This window comes from Bradyrhizobium sp. SZCCHNGR1005, assembly GCF_032489995.1.
Lineage (GTDB): Bacteria > Pseudomonadota > Alphaproteobacteria > Rhizobiales > Xanthobacteraceae > Bradyrhizobium.
Window position 1 is genome coordinate 461476 of sequence record NZ_JAUEZC010000003.1, and the last position, 24707, is coordinate 486182.

Here is a 24707-nt window from a genome sequence, read left to right on the forward strand (position 1 = left end):
CGCGCCGGCGTGCCAAATCTCGTTCGTCGATGGCCCCTGCAACTTGACGAGCCGTCCGATTATGGTCTTGTGCTCGCAGTATTATCCACTTGTGGCGTACGGATTATTGAATGCGTCTTGCCTATTTAATCAATCGATATCCCGCTGTCAGTCATAGCTTCATTCGGCGCGAGATTCACGCGCTCGAGCGATTAAATCACCAGGTCTTGCGGATCGCCCTGCGCGGCTGGGCGGATGAGCTGAGCGACGTCACGGACGAGACCGAACGCAAACTGACCCGCTACGTTCTCGATCAGGGTCCTTTGCCACTCGCTTTCGCCTTCGTCAGGGTCGCCCTGACGCGCCCGGGACGGTTGTCGACCACATTGCGGCTCGTGTGGAAGATCGGCCGCCGCGCCGAACGTCCGCTGATCGTCCACCTGATCTATCTTTTTGAAGCTTGTCGCGTTCTCAACTGGCTGAAGGACGAAGGGATCGAACATCTGCACGCCCATTTCGGGACCAATTCGGCCGTCGTCGCGATGCTGGTCCATTCCCTGGGAGGACCATCCTGGAGCTTTACCGCCCACGGTCCGGAGGAATTCGACAAGGCGCAGATGATCGCACTGGCTGAAAAAATTCAGCGTGCAAGCTTCGTCGTGGCCGTCAGTTCGTTCGGCCGCAGCCAGCTGTTCCGGCAAGTCACTCACGATCAGTGGAACAAGATCGAGGTGGTTCATTGCGGAATCGAGTCGACATTCTATCGGCAAGCTGTCGCAGACGGCGCCCCGCCTGCACGCCTGGTCTGCGTCGGTCGCCTCTGCGAGCAAAAAGGACAGGCACTTCTGCTCGATGCGGCGCGACGGCTCGCCGCCCGGGGCGTGATGTTCGAACTGGTCCTGGCAGGCGATGGCGAACTGAGAGGCGCCATTGAGGCTCTGATCACCCGCTATGACCTGCAGAGGAAGGTGCGGATTACCGGCTGGATCGGCGGGGATCGCGTTCGCGACGAGCTCGTTGCGGCGCGGGCGTTGGTGCTGCCCAGCTTCGCCGAGGGACTGCCAGTCGTCATCATGGAAGCAATGGCATTGCGGCGCCCCGTCATCAGCACGTTCGTTGCCGGGATTCCTGAACTCGTCGTCCCGGGCGAGCATGGTTGGCTCGTACCGGCCGGCGACAGTGAGGCCCTGGCGGATGCGATGCAGGCCTGCCTCGATGCGCCGGCCGAAATCCTCGAAAGCTTCGGGAGCGCCGGCTACCACCGCGTTCGTGACCGGCACGACATCGACAAGGAAGCGGCCAAACTCGCCGATCACTTTCAGACGGCGATAGCGCAAAGCGCGATGGCTGGATAGGACGCTCGGTTGCGGCGCTGCGATCCGTTCATTCAGGGCACCTCGCGCCGATCGGACGAGCCGGTGATTTCCAGATACTCCAACGCGTTGCCGGGCCGATCATCATCGAAAACGCCGACGATCAGCCGTCCCGTCTTCCACGCCATTCCATCGAGATTGGTCCGGTATCTTCCGGCCAGCGGAGCACGAACATCGGCGTGATGGCCATGCACGACGTGCCGGCGGCCGTGGCCGATATCGGCCCGCTCCGAATAGCGTTTCCAGAGCAGCGTGCGCTCGCTCTGCGCCCGCAGCGGAACAGCGGGATCCACGCCGGCGTGAACAAACACCCGATGTCGGTCGGCATGCACGAGCGGAAGTTTGCTGATCCATTGCAGATGTGACACCGCCACATCCCGCATCTCGAACCTGCCGAGGCCCTCGCCGAACGAGGCCAACGTATCGCTGCCGCCGTTCTCGATCCACCAGTCCCATTCGCAGAGCCCGCTGCAGGCCTCCCACATCATCGCTTCATGATTGCCCTTGAGGCTGACGAGACGCATCGTGGCGGATTGCCAGGACATCAGAAGCTCGACCACCTCCCTGCTTTGCGGGCCCCGGTCGACATAGTCTCCGAGCGTAACAACCGTCGCGGGCGTCGCCCCCGCATGTCCTGCAATCGTCTCCATGGCCAGCCGCAGGAGGTCCGCACGGCCGTGGATATCCGGAATGGCGTAGGTCAGACCCATCTGGACAACAAAACCGCCACGACCGGCGCGCTTCCCTCAGGGCTTTCGAGCCCGGCGGACCGGATCAAGTCGAGGACGCCGCATTGAGAACCGGAGTTGGCGCAGAGCGAAGCAACGGGCGCCTGGCCAAGTTTGACACCAAAGTGAGAAGAGCGTCGAGCAGCAGCAGGAGAATGAGTGCAACTATGAAGAGACCGATGCCGGTGAGATCATGGACGATGCCTTCGAGCAGGTCGGGACCACCATAATAGGCGATGAGCACCAGCGTCAGAACGCGGATGAAATTGGCCGCAATGGTGATCGGGATGATCGAGGCCAAGAGGATGAAGCTACGCAGCTTCTCATCCCCTCGGAATACGTAGGCATAGAACACACCGATCGCCGACAAGGCAAAGATCGAGTTCAGACCCGAACATGCATCCTTCACCAGGAGCTGATAGGTCGAGATCATGATCATGACGCCGTTCTGCGCGATCGGATAGCCCAGGTGATACAGCACCTCCGTGACCGTGTTGGAGATGAAGACCTTCAAGGGGATTGTCGCAGCGTCGATCAGCCAATCGGGCATCGGCACCGCAAAGAATAGAAACCCGAGCGGAAATGCGAGCACGCGAAGCGTCGACCACCCGGCCGTGATCAGGACACAACCGATGATGACGAGGATCATCGACAGCGCCTCGAACGTCAGCAGTCCCTGCTGAATGCGGGCGAGAAACAACAGCACGAGCCCCCCCAGGAGAGCTCCCCACCCCAGAATGGGAGCGGGATTATCGACCACGGTCATGAGCCGGTTGCGGCTCTGCCAGATGAACCAGAGCGATGCACAGATCACCAGCGGTCCGTGCCCCTCCTGCTCGGTCTGCCAAGGACCGTCGATCAAGCCCCGGAAAGTCGGAACATATGCAACCAGAAACGCTGCCGAGAGCAGGACGGGTCCCCAGAGATTTCTGATGGAGAGGCCACCAGCCGATTGATCAGCGAACGACAGGGGCTTCATACCCGTCACCAATGAAGACGCACGATAAAGACCTTCCGACGATCACCAAGGCTAACATCCGACGCCATACCTAACAACAACTGCGTTATGTCTATCTCTGCGCTGCCAGAGTGACCCAGACAATCCCGGCCAATATCAAGACTGAAGCAAGGATCGCAGATCCAGCGTTTCCGAGTTGGTTTGCAACCGCGAACAACAGGCACGCCAACAGCACATTCAGCAGTGTTTGGATACCGCGATCGGTGAAGCGAAAGAAGATGAGCACGACCACGCCGAAGCAACCGACCGTAACGAAATCAAAGATCGTGCTCATGCTGCCCTGATGCTGGCGTTGCCGCGACCGGTGCGACCGTTTTACTTGCGGATGGCGCTCTGAGGACCGTCGTCGCGCTGCATCGCCTTGGCATAATCGCCTTCATATTTGACCTCGATATTGGCAGCGTAGGCTGCGAGGCCGGCCTCGGCCTTCACCACATCGGCCCGCATCAATTGTCGCGCCATGTTGGCTGCCGCTTCGCCTTCGAGGGGACGAGCCTGTTCCCCGGTCACCTGGAAAAAAACCCCGGTGGCCCCCGCGCGAACGAAGAAAACTTCGTCCGGCTTGCGCTGCTCGATCGCTGTCAAATAGTCCGGGTTCAGATCGCTGCTGTTCAGAAGCCCCAGCTGCCGGACATGCATCAAGCCGGCTTCGGACAGCGCTTGATCGACCTCGTCGAGCGACTTGGCCTGTTTATTCGCCTCGACGAACGACTGTGCCTCCGGCGTAATCGGAAGGCTGATCTGCTCGATGTTGAAAAGCTTTCGGCCAGCGAATCTCGATAGATTGTTGGCGATGAATTGATCGATATCGGCTCGGCCGGGAGATCGGCCAGAGGCCCGGCGATTGAGATAGGCATTCTCCAGGACCTGCTCGCGGGAGCGGAGCACGTCCAGGAGCACGCTGGGCTCGCGATCCAGCCCCGCTGCCAGCGCCTGTTGTACGACATATTTGCGTACGACGAGCCCGCCTAGCACCTGCCGAACGGCATTGGGATCGTTCTGCCTGTCGAGCGAAACGTTGTTGGCGCGAAACTCGTTCTCCAACTCTTGCGTCGTCACGACGTCCTTGCCGATCCGCGCGACGACCTGGCTCGACGAGCTCGTTTGTTCCTTTTTCTCGCAGCCGACGAGCATCGCCGCAACCATCGCGACGAAAGCGCCTCGAACGAGACCCCGCCCAAGAGGTGCCAACCCGCGCCCGCACCGCAACAAGGGCATCCTAACGCTCATTTAATACTCCACAAACGCGCCGAGGGACGACCTTACCCACGACCCACAAATTATCCGCACTCCGTCATGATCGCTCGACCAGACGCTCGAGACGGCACGGAGGGCCACCGAAGCCATCGCGATTGGCATTAAATACGTTTATCGTATATTAAATCATCCGCTACCCCGCCGTTTCCCGGAGATCAACAGACAAATGAGCCTGCGCCACGCTCAGATCGTTCTGGCGTCGACCGCAATCGTCCTGGCCGCCATCCTTTCCCAGGTCATGGTTCCGAAGCGATTGATGGCCCGGACAGCCGCCTCGCCCAGCCTTGAGGAGATCATCCCGCGGCAGTTCGGCACTTGGCGGTTCGTTCCCGAGATCAGCCCCATCAAGCCGATCGATACCGATGCCTATTTCCAGCCCGACGAACGCGCCGCCAAGGTCTACAGCCAGGAGGCGGCTCGTGGTTACAGCGATGGACAGGGCAACATCGTAATGCTGCTGGTCGCATACGGGCCGGTCCAGAATTATCGGCTGAAAGCCCATCGGCCAGAAATCTGTTATACTGCCAATGGTTTCCGGGTCTCAGGCAAGACCGCGACAACACTGCAAATCGGCCCCGGCGAATCGCCGATCAACGTAGCAAGGCTGATTGCGGAACGAGAATCCCGCCTCGAGCCGATCACCTATTGGATGCGGGTCGGCAACGACATCTCGAATGGCGTGATCGACAATCAGCTGAGTCGTCTCAAATATGGCTTGAAGGGAATCATTCCGGACGGCGCCCTTATCCGAATTTCGACCATCGGCCTATCGGAAGATGCCGCATTCAGATTGCAGGATCAGTTCATCCGCGATCTGCTCCGCGCAATCCCGGCGCAAGAGCTGAAGTTCTTCGTCGGAGCGTCATGACATCGACCGCACATAGGTCAGTTCGGAGGGCGGCGAAGATCTTCGCAAATCGTCCGCCTCAGAACCGCGAGCCGATCGGCGGTCGTCCGCTCCAAGGCGGGTGACCTTGCTCGGACTTTGGACGCAGCCGCTCAATAGTAGCCGTAATAGGTGGAGTGGGACTCGGGCGCCTTGTTGACGACGACGCGCACGATCGGCGTCCGCTGCAGATGTTTCTGACACTCCTTGATCTCGGTCGTCGTGGTCGTCCCGACTGCTGTCACCAGAAGCACCGCATCCATCAACGGCAGGATCGAGATGACGTCGTCCCCAAGCAGAAGCGGCGGCAGATCGAAGATCACGAGACTCGATCGGAAGTCGCGCCTGATCGTCTGCAGCAGGGAAACCATGCAATGCGACGCCATCCACTCCGAGGGTCCCGACGAGGCGATCGAACCGGGCAGCACGGTAATCTGATTGGGGCCAAATCTCGCGCGCAGCATGGCCACACTCGGCTTCAGGCGCCCTTCGAGCAGATCGATGACCCCGGCACCGCTGTCGAGGCCAAGATAGTTCGCGACCGACGGCTTGTGCAGGTCCAGATCGATCAGAAGCACCGATCGCTCCGGGAGCCGGCCAACACTCAGCGCGAGGTTGCACGCCGTCACGGTCTTTCCACAAGCCGGTGAAGGCGAGGTGATCGCGAGAAACTGCCATCCCCGCTTGTCCATCTCCTGCAGCACCTGAGTGCGCAGCATGTCGTATGCACGCCCGTTCGGATTGGTGCCTCCCAGAGCCACGACGCGCTTGGCTTGCAGATCCGGTGGCACCAGCCGTACTTCCCTGGCGATCGGGGTAGCGCTGGAGTGCACGAGATCCGAAGATGCGCTTCCGCTGCCGTCGCCGCCACGCGCCAGATTGATCGCCTGCTTGATCGGGTCCAACCGAAGCCTCCGTCCCTAAGCCTATTTGAACAGACCTACCCTCGCCTTCGCAACCATGAGGTCGATCGGCAGGAAGAGATAGGCCGCGATCAAAGTCGCAGAAACCAGCGCAACCAGACCCAACAACAAGATCCGGATCCGCCATTGCTTCCGGCGCTGCTCGGCCGCCGTCTCGATATACGGAATCGATAAAACGAGCTGGCTATCCACCAGGCTGAAGATATCACTGGTGCGGCGGATCGACTTGTCCAGCATCTCGAAGACCATCGTCAGCCCGGCCCCCGCGGCCAAAGCGAGCAGAAGCGAGAGAGCTGCGAGCTTCGGGCGATTCGGCTTGATCGGCCGTTGCGGGACGGTTGGCTGCTCGATGACTTCGAGCTTCTCAGCCTGTTGATCCTTCTCGAGATTTTCGCCGAGCCGCGCTGCCGCCAACTTTGCCGTCGCGGCTTCCAGATTCTTCTGCAATGCATCCTGCTGCGCCAACAACGCCCCCAGCGTCGCGCCCTGGATGGTCTCCGCCTTCGCAACCGAAGCCGCCGCAGCCTCCAATGCCTGAATTTGCTTTTTCAAGGACTGAATCACGGGATGACGCTCGGAATAGAGCGCACTCTTCTGCACGAGTTCAGCCCTGAGTTGACTCAGCATGGTGGGCTGATCGGCCGCGGCTGAGGTCGGCCTCGACTGCCCGACCTTCAACTGGGCAATCTTCGTGTCGAGGGCAGCGTTGTCGGCCTGAAGCTTTTGGACCTCGCGCGCGAGGAACTTCGTGGTGTCGATCGCCCGGCTCGTGCGATCGCGCAGGTCCTCATTCAATATCCGCGTCATAAGTTCGTTGGCGACCTGGGCCGCAACGGCCGCATCGGAATATTCGAAGCCAACGGAAAACACGATGGTCGGAGGTTCCGAGGAGCGCCGCTGTTTGAAATCGAGATCCAGATCGACGGGAGCGATCTTCGTCTGCTTCTTCATCAGCTCGACGAGCTCGGTCACCGACATCAACGTTCGCTTACCCGGAAAGAGTTGGAACTTGTCTGCGATCGCGACCAGATTGTCGCGCGTCATCGTCCGCTGCTCGATCACCTGGATCCGCTCCTGGGCGGCACTGGTGATCGTGGGGCGTACCAGTTCGGTCGGAATCTGCTGCGATTGCACCAGGATCTTGCCTTCGGACAAATAGGTCGCGGGCCAAACGATGGCCACAGCGATCCCGAGGCTGCCGAAGACGAGGAACGGCACAAGGATCAAAGCCCAGCGGCGCTTCAGAACTTCCAGGTAAAAGCTTGCAGTCAGCAGGTAGCTGCGATCCTGCTCGTCCTCTTCGAAATCGTCCTCGTAATCAAGCTTCTTAAGCATGCTTCATGCCATGAATTGGCCAAAACGACCTGAATGGGAGCCTTTCCGAAATATAGCATCGCTTCAGATTTAATTGAGAGATTAATGCGCCTTGCCATCAAAAACCGTGCAAACCAGTGACGGCGTGGCCGGTGCGGCGTGCATCTTGCATTAATTTGCCGGAATTCGATACTTTTCCCAAGTTGCCTCTTTTAATTGCGCTATAATTGCGGCGGTCAGCTGCGAATTCCGCTATAGTCAATCGGAGTCCCAGCAAGGAATTTCGATGTACGAGGCATTCTATCAGCTCCGGGAGAAGCCCTTCACGATCCTGCCTGATCCCGATCTGATCTACTGGGGCAAAATCCATTCGATGGCGTTCACGATGCTGGAATTCGGCATCATGAACAATGCCGGGTTCACCGTAATTACCGGCGAAATCGGATCCGGAAAGACGACGCTGGTCCGTTATCTCCTGCGGCAGGTGACCCCGGGAATCACCATCGGCTTGATCTCCAGCGCTCCCCAGGGCCGCGAGGAACTGCTGCAGTGGATCCTGATGTCGCTCGGCCAGCCCTTCGAGGGCAGTTATCCAGCCCTGTTCAAGCGCCTGCAGGATTTTCTCCACGGACAGTTTGCAAGCCGCCGCCGGACCATTCTCATCATCGACGAAGCCCAGAACCTGGAGCCCGGGGCACTGGAACACCTGCGGATGTTGTCGAACATCAACTCCGACAAGTTCCAGATCCTGCAGTTGGTCCTCGTCGGGCAGCCTCAGTTGCGCGAGCTCCTGCAGAGCTCACAGCTGCACCAATTCGCACAGCGCATCTCGTCGGATTTCCACATACCGGCGCTCGATGACAACGAAGTCGCCTGCTACATCGACTTTCGCCTGAGAGCCGCAGGCTCGCCTCGACCACTCTTCACCTTGGATGCCTGCAGTCTGATCGCAAAGGCCAGCGGAGGTATTCCCCGGATGATCAACGTGCTGTGCGATATCGCGCTGGTCTACGGATTCGCAAACGAGAGGACCGTCATTACGGACCAATTGATCCAGGACGTCATTGCAGACAAGCAACAGTACAGTATTTTTCCGGTCAAGACGATCGCACGAGTTCCCTAAAACATTGGCTTCGCATTAATTCTTCATTTAAGAGTCCAACCGGTGGCGACACTGCGCTTTTAATTCGACCGCGCCGGGGACGCCACCAAAAATGCAGTAATATTCAATACTTAGGGCCTGCGAGCATGCGAACTCTGGTATTTATTTTTTGTCTGCTCGGTTTAATTTCCAGTGCCAAGGCGCAGGCACTGAAATCGGGCGACACCCTCACCATTACGGTTTTGCAGGAGCCCAAGCTCGACCGAACGGTCGTGGTTGACCCGCTCGGCGAGATTGCCTTCCCGTTGGCAGGCCATGTCCGGGTGAGCGGCCTCACGCCTTTGGCAGTCGAGAACTTCCTCAGGGCCAAGCTCCGGGCGAATTACAAGGATGGCGATCTCGATATCACGGTCGCGGTCGCCAATGCGGCGACCCCGGAGGAAGATCTGAAGCCGCGGGTTTACATCACCGGCGAGGTGCTCAAGCCCGGCTACTACGTCGTACGCCAACCGACGAACTTGATGCAGGCCATCGCACTGGCCGGGGGGCTTGGACCATACGCCGCCAAGCGGCACATTCAGATCAGGCGGCGCGAGGCCAGCGGTAACGAGGCGATCTTCGTATTCGATTATAAGGCCTACGAAGCCGGCGCCGCCGTCGAGGGCAACATCATGCTCCGCGCCGGCGACGTCATCATGGTTCCGGAACGAGGGCTGTTCGACTAGTTGAATTCGATCTCGCGTCGAGGCACAGCGCTGTGAAAAGGGCGGCCATAGCGGTCCCGGTCTGGCTCGGCTTGGCGGCATCACCGGCCCTTGCTGTGGACTGGTCGCTGATGACGTCCCAAAGCCAGACCGTCGAGCTCAACAGCAATCTCTTCTTGAACACGCCGCCCGCAGGTGTGGTCGGATCCTATTCACTGCTGTCGGCCCAAGCGGAAGCGCGGACCCCCATCACCAAATTCAATCTTGATGTGGACGGGTCCTATCGCAAGAACTGGGGACCGGCGGCGAACCTGCAGGCATCCGAGTTCATCAACTACGGCGTGAACGCCCGCTATGAGTTCAAGGAAAAGACGGCGTTCGATCGAGAATATGTCGAAACGAGCTGGCGGCAGCAGAGCACCGCGCTTGCGCTCCTGAGGGATCTCGGCGTCGCCACCAACGTCAACGGCTTTCTCGATCGCCTGACACTCGGCGGGGGGATCGACCGAACCTTGACTGCACTCGATTCGATCAGTCTCAGGGCATTCTCGACACGGACGAGCTACGAGCCCGCGACCGGCGGCACCCCCTTTACGGATACCCTTGCGACCGGCTTCTGGCGACACAATCTATCGCCGATCGCGGCCATGACGGCCTCGTCAGAGGCCGAATTTCTCAACTTCGACAACGCGTTCAACACGCGGATTCAGATCTATCGGAACCAGATCGGGACCGATCTCGCGCTATCGCCGCAGCTTTCTTTCCGCGGCAGCGTCGGGCCTGCCGTCACGTCCATCCAAGGCGGTGTGCCCGCGACCGGTCCGATCGTTCCCTTCGGAAGCACCAGCACCGACTGGATCGGTAATGCGGTCTTGACCTACAAGATGTTCCGAGACACGACCTTGATCGTCGCGGCCGACCAGTCGATATCGCCGAGCATCGTCGGCAGTCTCTTCAAGCGCGACTCGCTCACGACGACGCTGAACTACACGATCAACTCGCATTCATCGTTGTCCCTCTCGGCCAGCGGCAATCGCCAGGTGTCAACCACGACGACCGACTTCGCCTCGGCGTCAGCCGGCTACACCCACGAGTTCACACGGGAATGGAACGCCCAACTATCCTACCGCTACCTGCACCGCTTCTCGAGTTCCGGGACCACGATCTTTGATCCGATCACCGGCCTCCCCACCGTCACCGGCTTGGGCGCCGCCGACTCGCACTCCATCCTGATGGTGGTAACCCATAGCTATATGGTGCTTCCGCCGTAGCGCCGGATGACGTGCCCCCCCGCGGGCCACGGCGAAACGCACCCCACGAGGCTTGGCCGTCGTCCCTGGACGGCCGACGCGACAATCCTCAAGTTCGACGCGACGGAGTGGGGTCGGCCTTCGTTGCGATCGCCGGCAGGGCGGAAAACCCGGGCCATCGCTCGACCGTGTAAGAGGCCGCCCCGCTGACTACGGCACGAGCAGGCCTTGCGAAGTACCGGCCGCCATGGGCGAACAGCCGGCGGCAGGCCTATTGGATCGCGGTGCGGATGCGATCCTTCAGCTCGGTCCCGTCCGGCTCGAGGTTCAGAGCGGTCTTCAGCTGATCGGCGGCCTTGTCGGCCTGCCCTGCTGCCTTGTAGCTCATGCCGAGATGATAGCGCGCCACAGCCAGATTGGGGACTGCCGCGACGACATCCTCAAGCGTTGCAATCGCGCTCTTGTAATCTCCGCTGCGGTATTGAGCCCATCCCAGCGTATCCTTCAGAGACGGCAGCGCGGTCCCCTTCAGCGACTGCGACAGCGTGACGGCCCGATCAAGGCTCTGCTGGTCCGTGCGGTAATCCAGCAACAGGCTGACCAGATTATTGGTCGCAACGACGGACGTCGGCTGATCGCGCAAGATCGCTTCGTATTGGGCGATGGCGGCTTCATAGTCCGGCCTCAGCAGCTTCACGCCAGCCAGAGCGAGACGGAAGTTGAGATTATCAGGCATCTGTTTGAGCGCTGCCTGAATGACCTCTTCGGCCGCGTCGTATTTCTTCTGGGAGTCGTAGAGGTCGGACAGAGCCGTGTAGCCGGCGGCGTCCTTCGGCTGCCTGGCGATCGCCTCCTTGAAATGGTTGATCGCATCTCGTTCCTTGTTCTGAGCGAGCTCGACCTTCCCCAGCGTCACGAGCAGCTGCGCATTATCGGGGTTTTTCTGCCGGGCTTCGCTCAACACGGCAAGTGCCTTGTCGAAGTTCTTAGCCCTGGCGTAGGCCGAAACCAACGCCACCAGCGGAGCCACCGCATCCGGTGACGCTCGCCGGGCTTGTTCCAGCGCGGCAACGCTTTCCTCGATCTTGTTCTGGCCGGCGAGCGCAGAAGCGCGAACTTCGTCGGCCAACACGCTGCCGCCGTTGACGTGGCCGATGGTCTCGGCCAGCGCCATGGCACCAGCCCAGTTTTGGCGCGCCAGCCTGATCTGGGCCAATGACGACAGCACCTGCAGATTGCCGGGTGTCCGCCCGGCGGCCTCGGCCAGGATGTCCTCCGCACGCGAAAGATCCTTCCTTCGCTGCAGGAACGCGACATAACGAAGCACCACTTCCGGATTGAATTCGGAAGACCGCAGCGCATCGGCATATTGCCGATCCGCAAGTTCGTTCTTGTCCCCCCGCTCATAGGCGAGCGCCAGCGCCATCAGGAGGTCGACCGATTTCGGCTCATCGTTGAGCGCTTCGCGCAGATCAGCGACCGCACTGTCGAACTGTCCCCTGCCGACGGCGATACCGGCCCGTAGGCGCAGGGCGCCCGAATTGCGCCGGTCCTTGGCCAGGATACCGGCGATCAGCGGCTCCGCGGCAGCCAGATTGGACTTGGCGACGTACATCTCCGCGAGCTTGACCTGCGCTGAGACCTTCCGCTCCGGGGTCGAGGCATTGGCGGCCAGCGCTTGCAGCGCCTGGACCGCATCCGCAGCGTTACCTTGGGCAAAATTGAGCTCCGCCAGGGCAAGCTGGTAGTCGAAAACCTCACCGCCTGCCTTGATGCGGCTTTCCAGCTCGCTGCGAGCCGCATCGGGACCGCGTGCGCTCGCCAGGAACCGCACCAATTCGAGCTCAAACTTGCTATCACCCGGATGGGCCGTGGCCCGCGTCCGCAACACCTTCTCGGCATCGTCGAACCGACGCTGGCTGAGCAGGAAGCGGAGCCAAGACTCCTGATAGGTCTCCGGATCGAGTGTCACGAGCGTCTTCAGGAGACCTTCGACTTGTTTCAGGTCTCCCTTTTTCTCGAAGGCCTGCGCTCGTAGAACGGTGACGCGCGCTTCGTCCGCCGGCGTCACCTTGACGGCCCCAAGCAACTTCAGGGCGCCATCGGCATCGCCGTCGGACAATGCCTTGGCCGCCAGCAGGGTCAAGGCCTCGGAATTGGAGGCATCGATCTCGACCGCGCGGCGCGCCTCGCGCACAGCGCCCTGCGTGTCCTTGTTCCGCAACAGCGCGATGGCTCTGACGGCGTGCAATTCGCTGTTCGGCTTGTCGCCTTCCGTGGCGACGTCGAGGACCTTGAGCGCAGCCTCGGCCGCTCCGCCGGACACCATAATCCGCACCAGCTTCAGACGTGCGCCGAGATCGTTCGGGTCGAGCTCGACGATACGGCGGAGATCGAGAAAGAGCGACTGGGCTTTGGTGCGCTCGTCGATCCCAGCCAAAGCACGCCAGACCTCGACCTTGTCGCTCTTGTATTTGACCGCCTTCAACAGTTCCACGCGGGCATTGAGGTCGTCCTGCTTTTCGATCAAAGCCATGCCGCTTTGATAGTAGGCCTGCGCCTTCTCCTCCGGCGAACCACAGCCGGATAGCAGCAGGCTCGACAGAACGATCGATGCCGCGGTCGCAAGCCACCTGCTCGTACTCATTGGAAGCCGACGCAACATCATCTGCACACCCCGAACTCAAGATCTGGTACTGCCACACCCGTCTGCGACAGGAGAAACTCGAACCTGTTCAGCCTGAATAACCGCCTCATCCCGCGCCTCAGCCCGGTGAAGTCGAGTCGGTTGCCACCTTCGGAGAGGGCCTGCCTCAGCGTCAGCAAAAGTCCGAAGAAACGAGCATCGATCCGGCGCGCCTCAGACAGATCAATCGATATCGATTTTCCTGCGGCCAGTGCCGTCCGGAACTGGAGGATCGCGCCATCGACATGCGCGGCGGTGGCGTCGCCGGCGAGGCACACCACGACCGAATCGGCGTTCTCCGCAACGGAGATCCTCAAGGCGTCCTGCGATCGGCGCGAACGAAGTGCTTCCAACATCAACGGCAGCACCGAGCCAGCGAGGAGGCCGAGCAGCGCCCTGCCATCGTTGAAGTAGCGGCGCCAGAGATAAGGCTCCTCCTTGATCCGCCACAACCACTCAAGGCCGTTACGCCGCATGAATCGCGGCGCTCGCCTGACTCGTCCGGCCTCGAAATTGATGGTCGCGCCGAACTGGGCCCGGATCGGCGGACGCAACCGTTGCGCGTTGTGCATCAGCCAGCCCTGCGCCTTTTCCGCGCCGAAGAACACCGCGAGCAGGTCGGCGGGATTTTCGTTGATCTGGTCCAGCACGGCCGGGGCGCTGATCTCCTCGATGGAGCCATAGCCCGGGTTGAGCGCGCCGACACAACGCAGGCCGCACTGCTCCGCGTTGAGCTTGTCGCGGACTTCCGCAGCGACCCCCTCCGCTCCGCCCACCAGAAACACCCGCAGCGGCCGCTCACTGCTGACCGCCGACTTCAGTCGGCTGAACAGGTCGGCTCCTGCAATCCGCTCCGGCAGCGGAATCCCCAGCAGCCTCGCAATCCAGATCAGCGGCATGCCGTCGGCGAGGCAGAGATGGCTGCACAGGAGCGATTCCCGGAAGGCGGCACTCTCCTGGCTCTTCACCAGAAAATTCACGTTCGGCGTCGAAATCAGAAACGGCGCCCCACGGTCCGCAGCGTCCTGGATGGCGGCCAGCAGGATGGTAAAGCTGATCGCGTCGATGGGGATTCCCAGCAGGCCGTAGACGTTACGCGAGAGATGATCGTTCCTGTCGTCCTGCGCCGGGGTCGACTGCGCCTCGTCCTGAAATGTAGGCTGCGTTCGCGCCGCCGTCGCTAACCCAGCACCACGACCGAAAGGCAAGGTTTTCACGACAACGCCTCGAACTAAAACAATTATACCAATATCGACGATAACGGCCCGATGCCTCCCGCCTTTAAATTTAGTTTAACGCAGAATACAAGGGCGGTAAATTCGATTTAATCCATTTAATTTGCGGCGCAGCGTGGCAAACCAGTCACATCACCCAAGGGCATCCTGTCCCGCTATATCCACTCCCGGCAGCCGCCCGTCTCCCAATGACCGTGGCCGACCGGCCGGCAGAGAGCAGAAATGTGCTATTCGGATAGTCGCGGCGCGCCGCGCACCCGCCAACCGGCATTCCCCATTCGGCCACCTGGCCCTTCGATATGATGGATCGGACGTTACCCGAGATCAGCGCGGACATTGCGGACTGGAGCCGCGAACAGCCGCGGCAATTCTGGGATCCGGGACGAAAGCTGCTGCTGGCCATTCGCAACTACCAGGCCTGGCGCGCGCGGCGTGGGCTGTTGCCGAAACTGCTCTGCAAGCTGGCCGTCCTTCGCCATCGCTTCTGGAGCGTCGTCACCGGCGCCGATATTCCGCTGACCTGCAGGATCGGCGGCGGCCTTTTGATCCCCCACCCGAACGGCATCGTCATCCATCCCGCAGCCGAGATCGGGGTCAATTGCCTGATCTTCCAGCAGGTGACGATCGGCAGCCGCGAGGGCCCCAGCGTGCCGCTTATCGGCGGCCACGTGGATATCGGCGCCGGAGCCAAGATTCTGGGTGCCTTGACCATCGGCAACCATGCACGGATCGGCGCCAATGCCGTGGTCATCACCGACGTTGGGCCAGGCCAGACGGCCGTCGGACTGATCCGTTGACGACGCGGAGCCACGCGTTGCAGGAGCGCCATGCGAAATGAGCGATTTGACCCGAAGCAAACCGGACCAGCGAAATCAATCATCCATGTTTGAGAACATCCGCGCTGATTTTGCCGCGCATGGGCGCAACTGGGGCGCACAGGGACTTTGGGTCATGGCCGTCTACCGCTTCGGCCGGTGGCGTTACGGCATTCGATCTCCGCTGCTGCGCAAGCCCTGCTCGCTGCTTTACAAGTTCATGTTCAAGCTGGTTCAGATCCTGACCGGCATCGAGCTGCCGTGCGAGGCGGTGGTCGGCCGCAATTTCGTGATCGATCATTTCGGCGGCATCATCATCAGCGGCTACGCACGGTTCGGCGACGATTGTCGGATCCGCAACGGCGTCGTCGTGGGGCTGCGCCGCGTCGATGAGCCCGCCGCCCCCGTCATCGGCAACAATGTCGACATTGGCGCGGGCGCCAAGTTGCTCGGGCCGATCACGATCGGCGACAACGCGATCATCGGCGCCAACGCCGTGGTCTTGCAGGACGTCCCCGAGAACTGCATTGCGGTCGGCGTTCCCGCCGTCATCAAGCCGCGATCGCGCGGCGCCGAGGAAGCATGATGCCGGCCGTCTGCAAGCCGCCCGCCTACGGCGTTGTCGCGATCGGTCGCAACGAGGGTGAGCGGCTCAAGCGCTGCCTCTCGTCGGTGTCGGACGCGGCGCTGACGGTCTATGTCGACTCCGGCTCGAGCGATGGATCGATGGAATGGGCGACGAGCCGCGGCATTGAGGTGGTGGAGCTCGACACCGCGGCGAGCTTCACCGCGGCGCGTGCGCGCAACGCCGGCTTCGCCCGCCTGATGGAGCTGGCGCCTGATCTGCTCTATGTGCAGTTCGTCGATGGCGATTGCGAGATGATCTCGGACTGGCCGGCGCAGGCAATCGAATTCCTCGCTTGCCACGCGAGAGCTGCGGTCGTTTTCGGCCGGCGCCGCGAGCGCCACCCCGAACGGTCACCGTACAACTGGCTGTGCGACCAGGAATGGTCCGGGCAGCCCGGCGAGGTGCGTTATTGCGGCGGCGACATCATGGCACGGACCGAAGCCTTGCGCGCCCTCGGCGGCTATCGCGACACGATGATCGCCGGCGAAGAGCCCGAGCTGTGCGTGAGGCTGCGGGCGGCAGGCTGGTCGATCTGGCGGATCGATCAGGAGATGACGCGGCACGATGCCGACATGCTGCGCTTCGGCCAGTGGTGGCGCCGGACACTGCGCAGCGGCTACGCCTTCGCCGAGGGCAGCCATCTGCATGGCGCGCCCCCGGAGCGCTTCTGGGTGTGGGAGAGCCGCCGCGCCTTGATCTGGGGCCTCGGACTGCCGTTGGCGGTCCTGGCGGCCCTGGCCGCGATCGGCCCCATCGGCCTCGCGCTGCTGCTGCTTCTGCCGCTGCAAGTGCTGCGGCAGACCCTGCGCGGCTCAGGCCCGTGGCAGGAGCGCTTCAAGCTCGCTCTGTTTCAACTGATGGCGCGTTTTCCCGAGGCAATCGGGCAGATGAAATTTCGGGTAAACCGTTTGAACTGCAGCAGCCAGGAGATCATCGAATACAAGTGAGGCCTGATCGAACCGGGCGAACCTACCCACATTAATCTCCACTTGGCATCTGCCCCTCCTGACATCGTCGACATGATGGCAAACGAAAGCATTCTCCTTGTGCTGCCGCTACGGGCGTACAACGTTCACGGCAGGATCTTTACCGATGATCAGGCGTGCAATGGCCTGCTGAGGTGGCTGGACAACTTCCAAACCGTCACTCTGGCATGCCCCACCATCGTTGCAAGCGAGGCACCAGCCGATACCCTGCCAATCGATTCCCTGCCGACGCAAGGTCGATTTTGCTTCCATGCATTACCCTATGCATATTCACCCGGCACGTTCGCCCGCGCCCTCCTGCCGACGATGTCCCGGCTGCGGACCCTGATTGCGGAATCGAATTACCTGCACTTTGCGATCGGCGGTTTCTGGGGGGACTGGGGCTCTTTTTCATGTGTGCTCGCAAGCCGCATGCAGCGCCCCTACGCCGTCTGGACTGATCGGGTGGAGTCTGACGTCATCCGTTTTCAGGCCTCATCAAAGAGCGGCCTGAGGCGCCTGTATGGGCAGATGAATGCGATCGTAACTCAGCTCCTGGAACGGTCCGTCATCAGGCGAGCTGGCCTCGGCCTGTTTCACGGCATGGATTGCTACAACGCCTACTCTCGCTTTTCGACGAACCCGCAGCTGGTTGACGACGTACACCTTGGTGCGGACGCTCATATCTCCGAAGCCGAACTCTCCACACGGCTGGCGAGGCAATCATTACGCCATTTCGTTTACGCCGGGCGCGCACATCGAGACAAAGGCATCCATGATTGGATCGCGGTCTTCGCCACGCTCGCGCAGAAACGGCAAGATTTTCGCGCCACCTGGTTTGGCAGCGGCCCCGATCTGGAGGCTGCCCGAGCGGAGGTCAAAAGACGGTCTCTCGATGCAGTCATCCGCTTCGAGGGATCGATCTCCCATAACGACCTGCTGAGTGCGCTCAAGAACGCCGACGCTTTCGTGTTCTGTCACAAGACCCGGGAATCGCCGCGATGCCTGATCGAAGCCCTGGCATGCGGCCTTCCCCTGGTCGGATATCGCTCGGATTACGCTTCCCAACTCGTTGCCGAACATCACGGTGGACTGTTGATTTCGCCGGATGACGTCGTCTCTCTGGCCGCCGCGGTCGAGACATTGTTCGATGACTCGACCCTGCATTTGCGTTCAAGGGCAGCTGCGCGCGACGGCTCGCTATTCTCGACCGAGGCCATCTTCAAGCACCGCTCTGATCTGATGAAGCGGTTGATACCCATATTGTTGGAGGCTCGCGACAGTTAGCGACCGAGGCGTCGCCGGCAGCTTACAGCTAGAACCACTGACGCGCGCTTTCAACAATCCGGGGACTGCGCAGAACCTATGCCAAGCCGCTCAGGACCAGATCGGCCGTTCTGAGGATCTCCTCGGGGTGGAAGACATACGCCGCTCGGTCTACCTCGCCCACGACGAAGCCGAGACCGACGCCGACGCATTCGGTCCAATGTCGGTGGATCGCCGTAAACCGGTCTGCCGGCTGCAGGAGCACCAATCCGCATCCCGGATCGAGCGTAAAGGTACAGTGCGCGACATGACTGCCCTCCATCGAGATCACCAGCTTGGCCCGCTGGAGCGTAGGGATTATCTCGCTGAGCGGCCCAGCGACGTCGACGATCTCGAATCCGTTCCGCTGGAGAGCATTGATGAGTTCTGGCTCATCCTTCACGACGCGGGCCGCTCCGGTGTTGCCACGGCGAAGATAGATCAACTTGTCGCGCCTCAAAGGCGGTGGGAACGACTCCGCCAGCCGCTGCGACAGTATCCTGTAGCGCTGGTGCTTCAGGCTGTTCTGCGCGAAATCCTGATAGATCGTCAGCTCGCCGAAAACCGCATATTCCATCGGCGTCCACGCCTGCCGCAAACACGACGCATAGGGCGGAAGATGTTCGAACGCCGATGGTCTGAACACGCAGATCGGATGGCCCGCCTGCTCGGCGAGCAAATATTGGCAGCAATCGTCCCGCAGCCAATGGCCGAAATAGGTGTAGCCGACCGCGCTCGATGCCAGGGCCCCCTTGCGGATGTGGCGAACCTGTCCCGCCCGTCCCGTACGCCGGCCGATAAAGTGTCGCATATTCTTCGCATAGATCGACCCGTCGTGAAGCACGGCATCGCGCAGGTGATATGCGATCGTCGGCGCATGCGTGTAGCGCGCCGCGAGCATGCTCTCGATCTCGACGTTCAGCGGGTTGTGTCCCGTGCTCGCGGTAAGGCGGTCAAGTTGACCCGCGAGGTACACCGGCGGCCGGGTCGCGGCGATCTCTTCCGGGCAGAGGACCTCACGATCCACCGCAGCCGACTCCGCCGTTCCGGGGCCTTGAAACACCCGCCGCACCAGCCGGCAATAAGGCGCCGCAGCAACCGCTGGAGAAAAACGCACTTTTCTACCGATCATACAATTGATTTCTATTTAATTTGAAGCGCAGGCAAAATACCACTTTCAATATTCTTAAAAACGATATTTAACCTCCATTGTCCGGACGCGATCGGCTCTATCCACACAACATTTTCGCCAGACGGCGCGAGAGGCACACGGCAATTTTCTCGTGCGCACTGTTGATGCAGGGCCCCAATGAGACCTCAAGGCCTTTGGCCGCCAAGACATCGAAGGACGAGAGAGCGCGAATCCCTTCATCAAAGGCTTATGGGATCACTATACTGGCGCCAAACCTCCATACGGCCGGGCTAACAGGATATGGTTTCTGAAAATCTGACACCGGCGGCCGTCATTGCGTTGTCATTGTGGCTGCCGATTTCGATCTTCATCTTCGCGTATTGCAGAGCCCCCTCGATAGCCCTGATCGCCATTTTCTTGAGCGCTCAGTTGCTCCTCCCTGCCAACACGAACATCAAGTTCCCGATGTTACCGCCAATCGACAAGGCATCCATCGCCAGCTTCGGGGCACTCGGCGGCTGCCTGCTTTTTGCGCGTCGGCCGCTGTTTCGAAAGCGCTTCGAATTCGGATTCCCAGAGATTTTAGTCTTACTACTTGTGGCCGGCCCCATCGTAACCTCAGAACTGAACACCGATGCGATCCTCGTCGGCGACCGATTTCTTCCTGGCGTAGGCATCTATGACGCCATGTCGGCTGCAGAAGCGGCGTTAATCGCTCTGCTTCCGTTCTTTCTTGGACGTCGTCTCCTACGCAACCACGAAGATCTCACGGCAATCCTACGGACGATCACAATCGCCGGCATGATCTATTGCATCCCGCTCCTGTTCGAGGTTCGCTTCAGCCCCCAACTGCACTACTGGGTCTATGGTTACTATCCGAGTGACTTCGTTCAGGCCGTACGTGAGGGTGGCTTCCGTCCCATGGTCTTCATGGGTCATGGTCTGCTTGCAGCCTTCTTCATCATGATGAGCTTCCTAGCAGCCATCTCGCTTTGGCGTCGCAAGATGTCTATTTGGTCCCTCCCTCCCGTCACGCCCGCGGCAATTCTGACTTTGATGCTGCTTGTCTTTAAAAGCCTCGGTGCCCTCTTGTACGGGATGTCTGGCGGAATGATTGTCCTGTTTCGAAAGCCGAAGACAATCTTCAGTGCTTCGCTCGTTCTCGTCGCCATTTCGATCACCTATCCGCTCCTCCGTGCCACGAGCCTTGTACCAACGGGAGAGATCATCAGCTTTATCGAACAGATCAACTCCGAACGCGCACAATCCCTCGACTTCCGCTTCCGAAACGAAGACCGCCTGCTCGCGCGAGCCTTCGAACGGCCCTTCTTCGGCTGGGGTCGATATGGCCGCAGCCGGATCTACGAATACGGCAACGACACGAGCGTGACGGACGGCCGGTGGATCATAGACCTCGGCCAATTCGGCCTCATCGGCTTCCTGGGTGAATTCGGCTTGCTTGCGCTATGCGTGTGGAGATCAGCAAGTACGTGGCGTTATGCAAACTCATCTGGAGAGCGCCTTTCGCTTGCAACGCTGACGTTGATCATCGCGATTAACATGTTCGACTTGTTGCCAAACGCCTCTCTCATTCCCCTTACTTGGCTGCTCGCGGGCAGCTTGCTTGGTCAAGCCGAAAGGCTGGTTACGGCAAGGAAAACATTCCGCCGTACTCAGGTCGCAAACACGGGAGGTATCCAAACATTAGACCCTCTTGGCGCGCCCGTACCGCGACGGTATTTGGAGAGGCAATACGAATTGAATTCAGGCCATGCTTAGATCTGGTTGGCGCGAAGGACAACCTACTGGATGCCGGCAATTACCGTTTCGTCATCTAAAGATCATCCACCTCACACCAGACTCCGCCGACGAATACTTCGCGCCGGAGCCTGGACGCTTGCCTCCCATGGAGCCGAATTATTGACGAGGCTTGCCTCGAATCTGATACTAACTCGGCTCCTTTTCCCTGACGCATTCGGTATGGTCGCTCTCAGCACCGCTCTAATTGTAGGGCTTCAGCTTGTCAGCGACTTTGGGGTACGGACAGTAATCATCCAGAGTCCTTCTGGAGATAGCGCCGATTTTCTACGGTCTGCCTGGGTATTTCAGTGCTCGCGCGGGTTGCTCTTGTGGCTTGCCCTGTCTCTCATATGTCTTGCCCTCTACATCCCCTCTATACACGCACTCGTTCCCGCGTCTTCGGCCCTCGCCGATCCTCTTTTTCCTCTCGTTACCCTTGCCCAAGGCTTGACACTGATCGCGACAGGACTGGAATCGACTGCCGTATGTCTGTGCGCGAGGCTTCTCGATCTGAAGCCGATTTTTAGATTGGAGATCATTTCCCGACTTACGTCGATTCCGATTATGATCGGATGGGCCTACATATCTCCTACCGTTTGGGCCGTTGTCGCCGGCATTCTCGTCAGCAGCCTCACTCGACTGCTAATGTCGCACTTCGCGATGCCCGGTCCGAGAATGGCTCTAGTGTCAAAACGCGAGCATATTAGAGAAATCGTTGATTTCGGCAGATGGATCAACCTATCGTCGTTCGCAAGTTTCGTGAGTTCGCAAAGTTACACTATCGTGCTTGGCATCTTATTACCTGGGTCAACACTCGGTCTATTCTACATCGCACAGATGCTCAGCGGGGCTGTCGAAGGCCTGCTCGAACGACTGAACGGCTCGCTCACGCTGCCCGTGCTGGCCGAAGTTGTCAGAACTAACCCGACCGCTCTAAGGGATCGCTACTACCGATTTAGATTGCCAATCGAACTTGTTGCAGCTGGTAGCGCCGGATTCTTACTCGCCGCCGGCGATCTGATCGTCCGGACCCTCTACGATTCCCGGTACGAAGACGCCGGATTCATGCTCCAGATCATGAGCTTCGGCCTTCTGATCTACCCTTTTCAGCTGATCAGAAGCGCCTTTACAGCGATCGCCAGAACGAACATCGTAGCTTGGCTCTCGGTTCTACAAGCCATTTCCTTGATTTTCTGCCTTGGCCTCGGATACTACCTTGGAGGAACCTACGGCGCAATTTTCGGAATTTCGGCCAGCCGCCTGATTCCTTCGATCATATTCCTCTGGTTGTCATACCGCCACGGCTGGCTGAGCATCCCAGGCGAATTACGATGGCTGCCAGCCTACATTCTTGGAATCCTGGTCGGCCGCCTCGTTGATAACTTTTCGCCCACGTTTCATATGACGAACCTACGTCATATTCTTGGCTGGTAACTCGATGAAGATTTCACTCTATGTGCCCGCCTGGCCGCCCGGCCAATCGGCCAATGGTATTGTGACGTATGCGGCCACACTCGTTCCTGCATTACGCAGACTCGGTCACGATGTCTATATTCTCACTTCGTATTTCCTGGACTCGGCACCCGACGAATACACGATCGACCTACGATCGATTGACATCCAACCGTCGATCTTCGCTCGTCTAATCGGTCGGCTCTCGCCGGAACGATTCATCTACGACCAATTCACAACCCGACTGACGATAGCTCTATCGCAACTTAAGAAAGAAAAGGACATCGACATCTTCGAAATAGAAGACTCCTTCGGATGGGGGCTACGGCTCGCTGAGAAAAATATTGTTCCAGTCGCAATCAGACTGCATGGCCCGTGGTTTCTCAACGGTCGCTTCGGGCATAATGCAGGTACTATGCGTACAAGAATCGCCCGAGAAGGACAAGCGCTAGCCGTCGCATCACTCGTAACAAGCCCTTCAGCAGCCGTATTGTCCGAGGTTCAATATTTTTATGCAACCCCTCTTAAGCACGCCAGGGTAATTCCGAACCCGATAAACATTAGTCCTGATAGCGCCAGGTGGACACTTGGGCTCAGCGATACGAGGCGCATCCTGTTTGTGGGTCGTTTTGACCGACGCAAAGGCGGCGACCTCATCATATCGGCATTTATCAATCTTGCACAATTATATCCAGACTTGAGACTTACATTTGTCGGCCCGGATGATGGCATCGTCGATAGCAGAAATGGATCCCGTGTTCTCTTCAATGAACATCCTATTCCGAGCGCCGTGCGCGCGCGCATCGACTTTTTGGGCCAGCAGTCCAGCTCTCAAATCGCAAATCTTCGTACCAAACACCTATTCACGATCGTTGCTTCTCAGTTCGAAATTCTGCCCTACTCTGTCCTTGAAGCGATGTCATATGGATCACCAATTATCGCGTCTAAGGTCGGGGGGATTCCTGAACTCATCCGTCACGAGGAAAACGGCCTCCTCTTCGAGAGCGGGAATGTCTCAGCATTGGTTTCCGCCTGTCGCCGATTAATCGAAGATAATGCTCTAGCGGCAAAACTCGGAGCGAGAGCCCGCGTTGATTGCGCCGGCACTTACAACCCTCTTCTGGTCGCAGAGCAAACCATCGCTGCTTACCAAACAGTATTCCACTCAAGCTAACAAGCCGGCAACGCTCGATCTTCACCTTCCAGCACAATTGCCTCGGCAAAACGGGAGAACGCTGCCCTCTACAATCGTTCCCCTATTCAACGGGCCAAGACACAGCAGATTTAGTGGCAGCAGTATCAACACCCTTGGGACCAACTCTCAGCAATCCACGGCGCCACAACTCATCGCGCCCCTTCCTCCCCGACTGAACAAGAGCTGACGTCAGCCTCATCTTTTCATACCAACGTCGCGAATTGAGACTGCTCGGCGAACCTCGCTGTACAGACATGCATGGCGACGACAAGAGGCAGACAGCATCGGGATTAAGCCGTCGGAAGAGCGTATGGGCGGCGTCGATATACATCTTCCCGCCAAGCGGATGTCCGACGGGACGGTCGATGGTCTCCTCGAGATACTCCGCCAGATGAGGCATGATCCTACGATTCACCGCGTAACAGTGAGCCCATAGAAAATCGCCCGAATACCTGACCAAGCCAGACTTCGAAAATGGAAGCCCCCTCGACACCGAATGTCCCAAGAATAGCACGTCCCAGGCATCGGAGCTAAGGGCCGATGCCAGTTCAGATTGACGCCGACTGAACTCATGGCTGAATATAGCGTCGTCTTCGAGTACTAAGACGGATCGTAGCCCATCCTCGTAGGCCTGCCTGATGATACCCAGGTGGCTCAGAAAATTGCCGTATACGCCGCGTGATGGAAACCCTTCCGGGCTTGACGGGCGAGGCGCTTGCGGGATCTCGACGCGCCGATCCTTTATATCCAACCCGACAAACTCGAGCTCCGTGGTGAGTTCGCGAAGGCGATCTTCGCGCTCTGGAAGATGGATGATTGCGATGCGATCAAAGCAGCGAAAGACGGCTCCCTTTACCATGATAACTCGTATCTCTCTTTTACATAATGATATCGGCTAACGATCTAACTACGCAAGCCGTACTGAAATACACTAACCGAATTCGCCTCTCCCGAAATTCG

Annotated in this window: 22 protein-coding genes; 12 read left to right on the forward strand and 10 right to left on the reverse strand. The window is 59.5% G+C overall.

Annotated elements, in window-relative coordinates; genetic code table 11:
• The first annotated feature begins 110 nt into the window (after positions 1–110).
• Positions 111–1334, forward strand: coding sequence for a glycosyltransferase family 4 protein (locus tag QXZ85_RS14590; protein WP_315704736.1), 1224 nt, complete (start codon positions 111–113; stop codon positions 1332–1334).
• 32 nt (positions 1335–1366) lie between these two features.
• On the opposite strand, the gene QXZ85_RS14595 is transcribed toward QXZ85_RS14590, so the two are convergent.
• The 4 genes from QXZ85_RS14595 to QXZ85_RS14610 form a co-directional block, all read right to left on the reverse strand.
• A complete protein-coding gene (locus tag QXZ85_RS14595; protein ID WP_315704737.1) occupies positions 1367–2062 on the reverse strand; it encodes a metallophosphoesterase in 696 nt (231 codons plus the stop codon).
• 64 nt (positions 2063–2126) lie between these two features.
• Entirely contained in the window at positions 2127–3059 is a 933-nt protein-coding gene (gene xrt, locus QXZ85_RS14600) for an exosortase (RefSeq protein ID WP_315704738.1), read from the reverse strand.
• A 91-nt stretch (positions 3060–3150) separates the two neighbouring features.
• The gene (locus tag QXZ85_RS14605; RefSeq protein WP_315704739.1) at positions 3151–3372 is read right to left on the reverse strand and encodes an XrtV sorting system accessory protein; all 222 of its coding nucleotides are present in this window, start codon (positions 3370–3372) and stop codon (positions 3151–3153) included.
• A 41-nt stretch (positions 3373–3413) separates the two neighbouring features.
• Positions 3414–4244, reverse strand: coding sequence for a hypothetical protein (locus QXZ85_RS14610; protein ID WP_316174350.1), 831 nt, complete (start codon positions 4242–4244; stop codon positions 3414–3416).
• A gap of 277 nt (positions 4245–4521) precedes the next feature.
• On the opposite strand from QXZ85_RS14610, the gene epsI reads away from it, so the two are divergent.
• Positions 4522–5223, forward strand: coding sequence for an exosortase-associated protein EpsI, V-type (epsI, locus tag QXZ85_RS14615; protein WP_315704741.1), 702 nt, complete (start codon positions 4522–4524; stop codon positions 5221–5223).
• Positions 5224–5354: 131 nt separating this feature from the next.
• On the opposite strand, the gene QXZ85_RS14620 is transcribed toward epsI, so the two are convergent.
• Positions 5355–6146, reverse strand: a complete 792-nt coding sequence (locus tag QXZ85_RS14620) for a CpsD/CapB family tyrosine-protein kinase (protein ID WP_315768399.1) — start codon at positions 6144–6146, stop codon at positions 5355–5357.
• 21 nt (positions 6147–6167) lie between these two features.
• Positions 6168–7499, reverse strand: coding sequence for a sugar transporter (locus QXZ85_RS14625; protein WP_315765497.1), 1332 nt, complete (start codon positions 7497–7499; stop codon positions 6168–6170).
• A 352-nt stretch (positions 7500–7851) separates the two neighbouring features.
• On the opposite strand from QXZ85_RS14625, the gene QXZ85_RS14630 reads away from it, so the two are divergent.
• The 3 genes from QXZ85_RS14630 (at position 7852) to QXZ85_RS14640 (ending at position 10555) form a co-directional block, all read left to right on the forward strand.
• Positions 7852–8601, forward strand: coding sequence for an ExeA family protein (locus QXZ85_RS14630; protein ID WP_315704744.1), 750 nt, complete (start codon positions 7852–7854; stop codon positions 8599–8601).
• Between the two features lie 125 nt (positions 8602–8726).
• Positions 8727–9305: a polysaccharide biosynthesis/export family protein gene (locus QXZ85_RS14635; RefSeq protein ID WP_315768401.1), complete on the forward strand. Its 579-nt coding sequence runs from the start codon at positions 8727–8729 to the stop codon at positions 9303–9305.
• A 110-nt stretch (positions 9306–9415) separates the two neighbouring features.
• On the forward strand, positions 9416–10555 hold the full coding sequence (locus tag QXZ85_RS14640; RefSeq protein WP_315704746.1) for a hypothetical protein: 1140 nt from the start codon (positions 9416–9418) through the stop codon (positions 10553–10555).
• A gap of 250 nt (positions 10556–10805) precedes the next feature.
• Here QXZ85_RS14640 and QXZ85_RS14645 read toward each other — a convergent pair whose 3' ends face one another.
• Together QXZ85_RS14645 and QXZ85_RS14650 are read right to left on the reverse strand one after the other, a co-directional pair.
• Entirely contained in the window at positions 10806–13181 is a 2376-nt protein-coding gene (locus QXZ85_RS14645) for a tetratricopeptide repeat protein (RefSeq protein WP_315768403.1), read from the reverse strand.
• Between the two features lie 17 nt (positions 13182–13198).
• Positions 13199–14437, reverse strand: coding sequence for a WecB/TagA/CpsF family glycosyltransferase (locus tag QXZ85_RS14650; protein WP_315741970.1), 1239 nt, complete (start codon positions 14435–14437; stop codon positions 13199–13201).
• Positions 14438–14754: 317 nt separating this feature from the next.
• Here QXZ85_RS14650 and QXZ85_RS14655 point away from each other — a divergent pair, with 317 nt between their 5' ends.
• The 4 genes from QXZ85_RS14655 (at position 14755) to QXZ85_RS14670 (ending at position 18150) form a co-directional block, all read left to right on the forward strand.
• Entirely contained in the window at positions 14755–15252 is a 498-nt protein-coding gene (locus QXZ85_RS14655) for a serine acetyltransferase (protein ID WP_315768405.1), read from the forward strand.
• 85 nt (positions 15253–15337) lie between these two features.
• The gene (locus QXZ85_RS14660) at positions 15338–15856 is read left to right on the forward strand and encodes a serine O-acetyltransferase (RefSeq protein WP_315704750.1); all 519 of its coding nucleotides are present in this window, start codon (positions 15338–15340) and stop codon (positions 15854–15856) included.
• The gene (locus QXZ85_RS14665; protein WP_315741972.1) at positions 15856–16845 is read left to right on the forward strand and encodes a glycosyltransferase family 2 protein; all 990 of its coding nucleotides are present in this window, start codon (positions 15856–15858) and stop codon (positions 16843–16845) included. The genes QXZ85_RS14660 and QXZ85_RS14665 overlap by 1 nt, the downstream gene beginning before the upstream one ends.
• A 72-nt stretch (positions 16846–16917) precedes the next feature.
• Entirely contained in the window at positions 16918–18150 is a 1233-nt protein-coding gene (locus QXZ85_RS14670) for a glycosyltransferase (RefSeq protein WP_316174355.1), read from the forward strand.
• 76 nt (positions 18151–18226) lie between these two features.
• On the opposite strand, the gene QXZ85_RS14675 is transcribed toward QXZ85_RS14670, so the two are convergent.
• Positions 18227–19195 carry a glycosyltransferase family 61 protein gene (locus tag QXZ85_RS14675; RefSeq protein WP_316174358.1) on the reverse strand — a complete coding sequence of 323 codons (969 nt, stop codon included), beginning with the start codon at positions 19193–19195 and terminating at the stop codon, positions 18227–18229.
• A gap of 405 nt (positions 19196–19600) precedes the next feature.
• Here QXZ85_RS14675 and QXZ85_RS14680 point away from each other — a divergent pair, with 405 nt between their 5' ends.
• From QXZ85_RS14680 to QXZ85_RS14690, 3 genes are read left to right on the forward strand one after another with little or no spacing between them, the layout of a single operon-like run.
• Positions 19601–21079, forward strand: a complete 1479-nt coding sequence (locus tag QXZ85_RS14680) for a hypothetical protein (RefSeq protein WP_316174360.1) — start codon at positions 19601–19603, stop codon at positions 21077–21079.
• A gap of 30 nt (positions 21080–21109) precedes the next feature.
• Positions 21110–22534: an oligosaccharide flippase family protein gene (locus QXZ85_RS14685; RefSeq protein WP_316166442.1), complete on the forward strand. Its 1425-nt coding sequence runs from the start codon at positions 21110–21112 to the stop codon at positions 22532–22534.
• 4 nt (positions 22535–22538) lie between these two features.
• Positions 22539–23726 carry a glycosyltransferase family 4 protein gene (locus tag QXZ85_RS14690; RefSeq protein WP_315741976.1) on the forward strand — a complete coding sequence of 396 codons (1188 nt, stop codon included), beginning with the start codon at positions 22539–22541 and terminating at the stop codon, positions 23724–23726.
• Between the two features lie 82 nt (positions 23727–23808).
• Here the strand turns inward: QXZ85_RS14690 and QXZ85_RS33770 are convergent, their stop codons facing one another.
• Entirely contained in the window at positions 23809–24606 is a 798-nt protein-coding gene (locus QXZ85_RS33770) for a glycosyltransferase family 25 protein (protein ID WP_409977721.1), read from the reverse strand.
• Between the last annotated feature and the right edge of the window lie 101 nt (positions 24607–24707).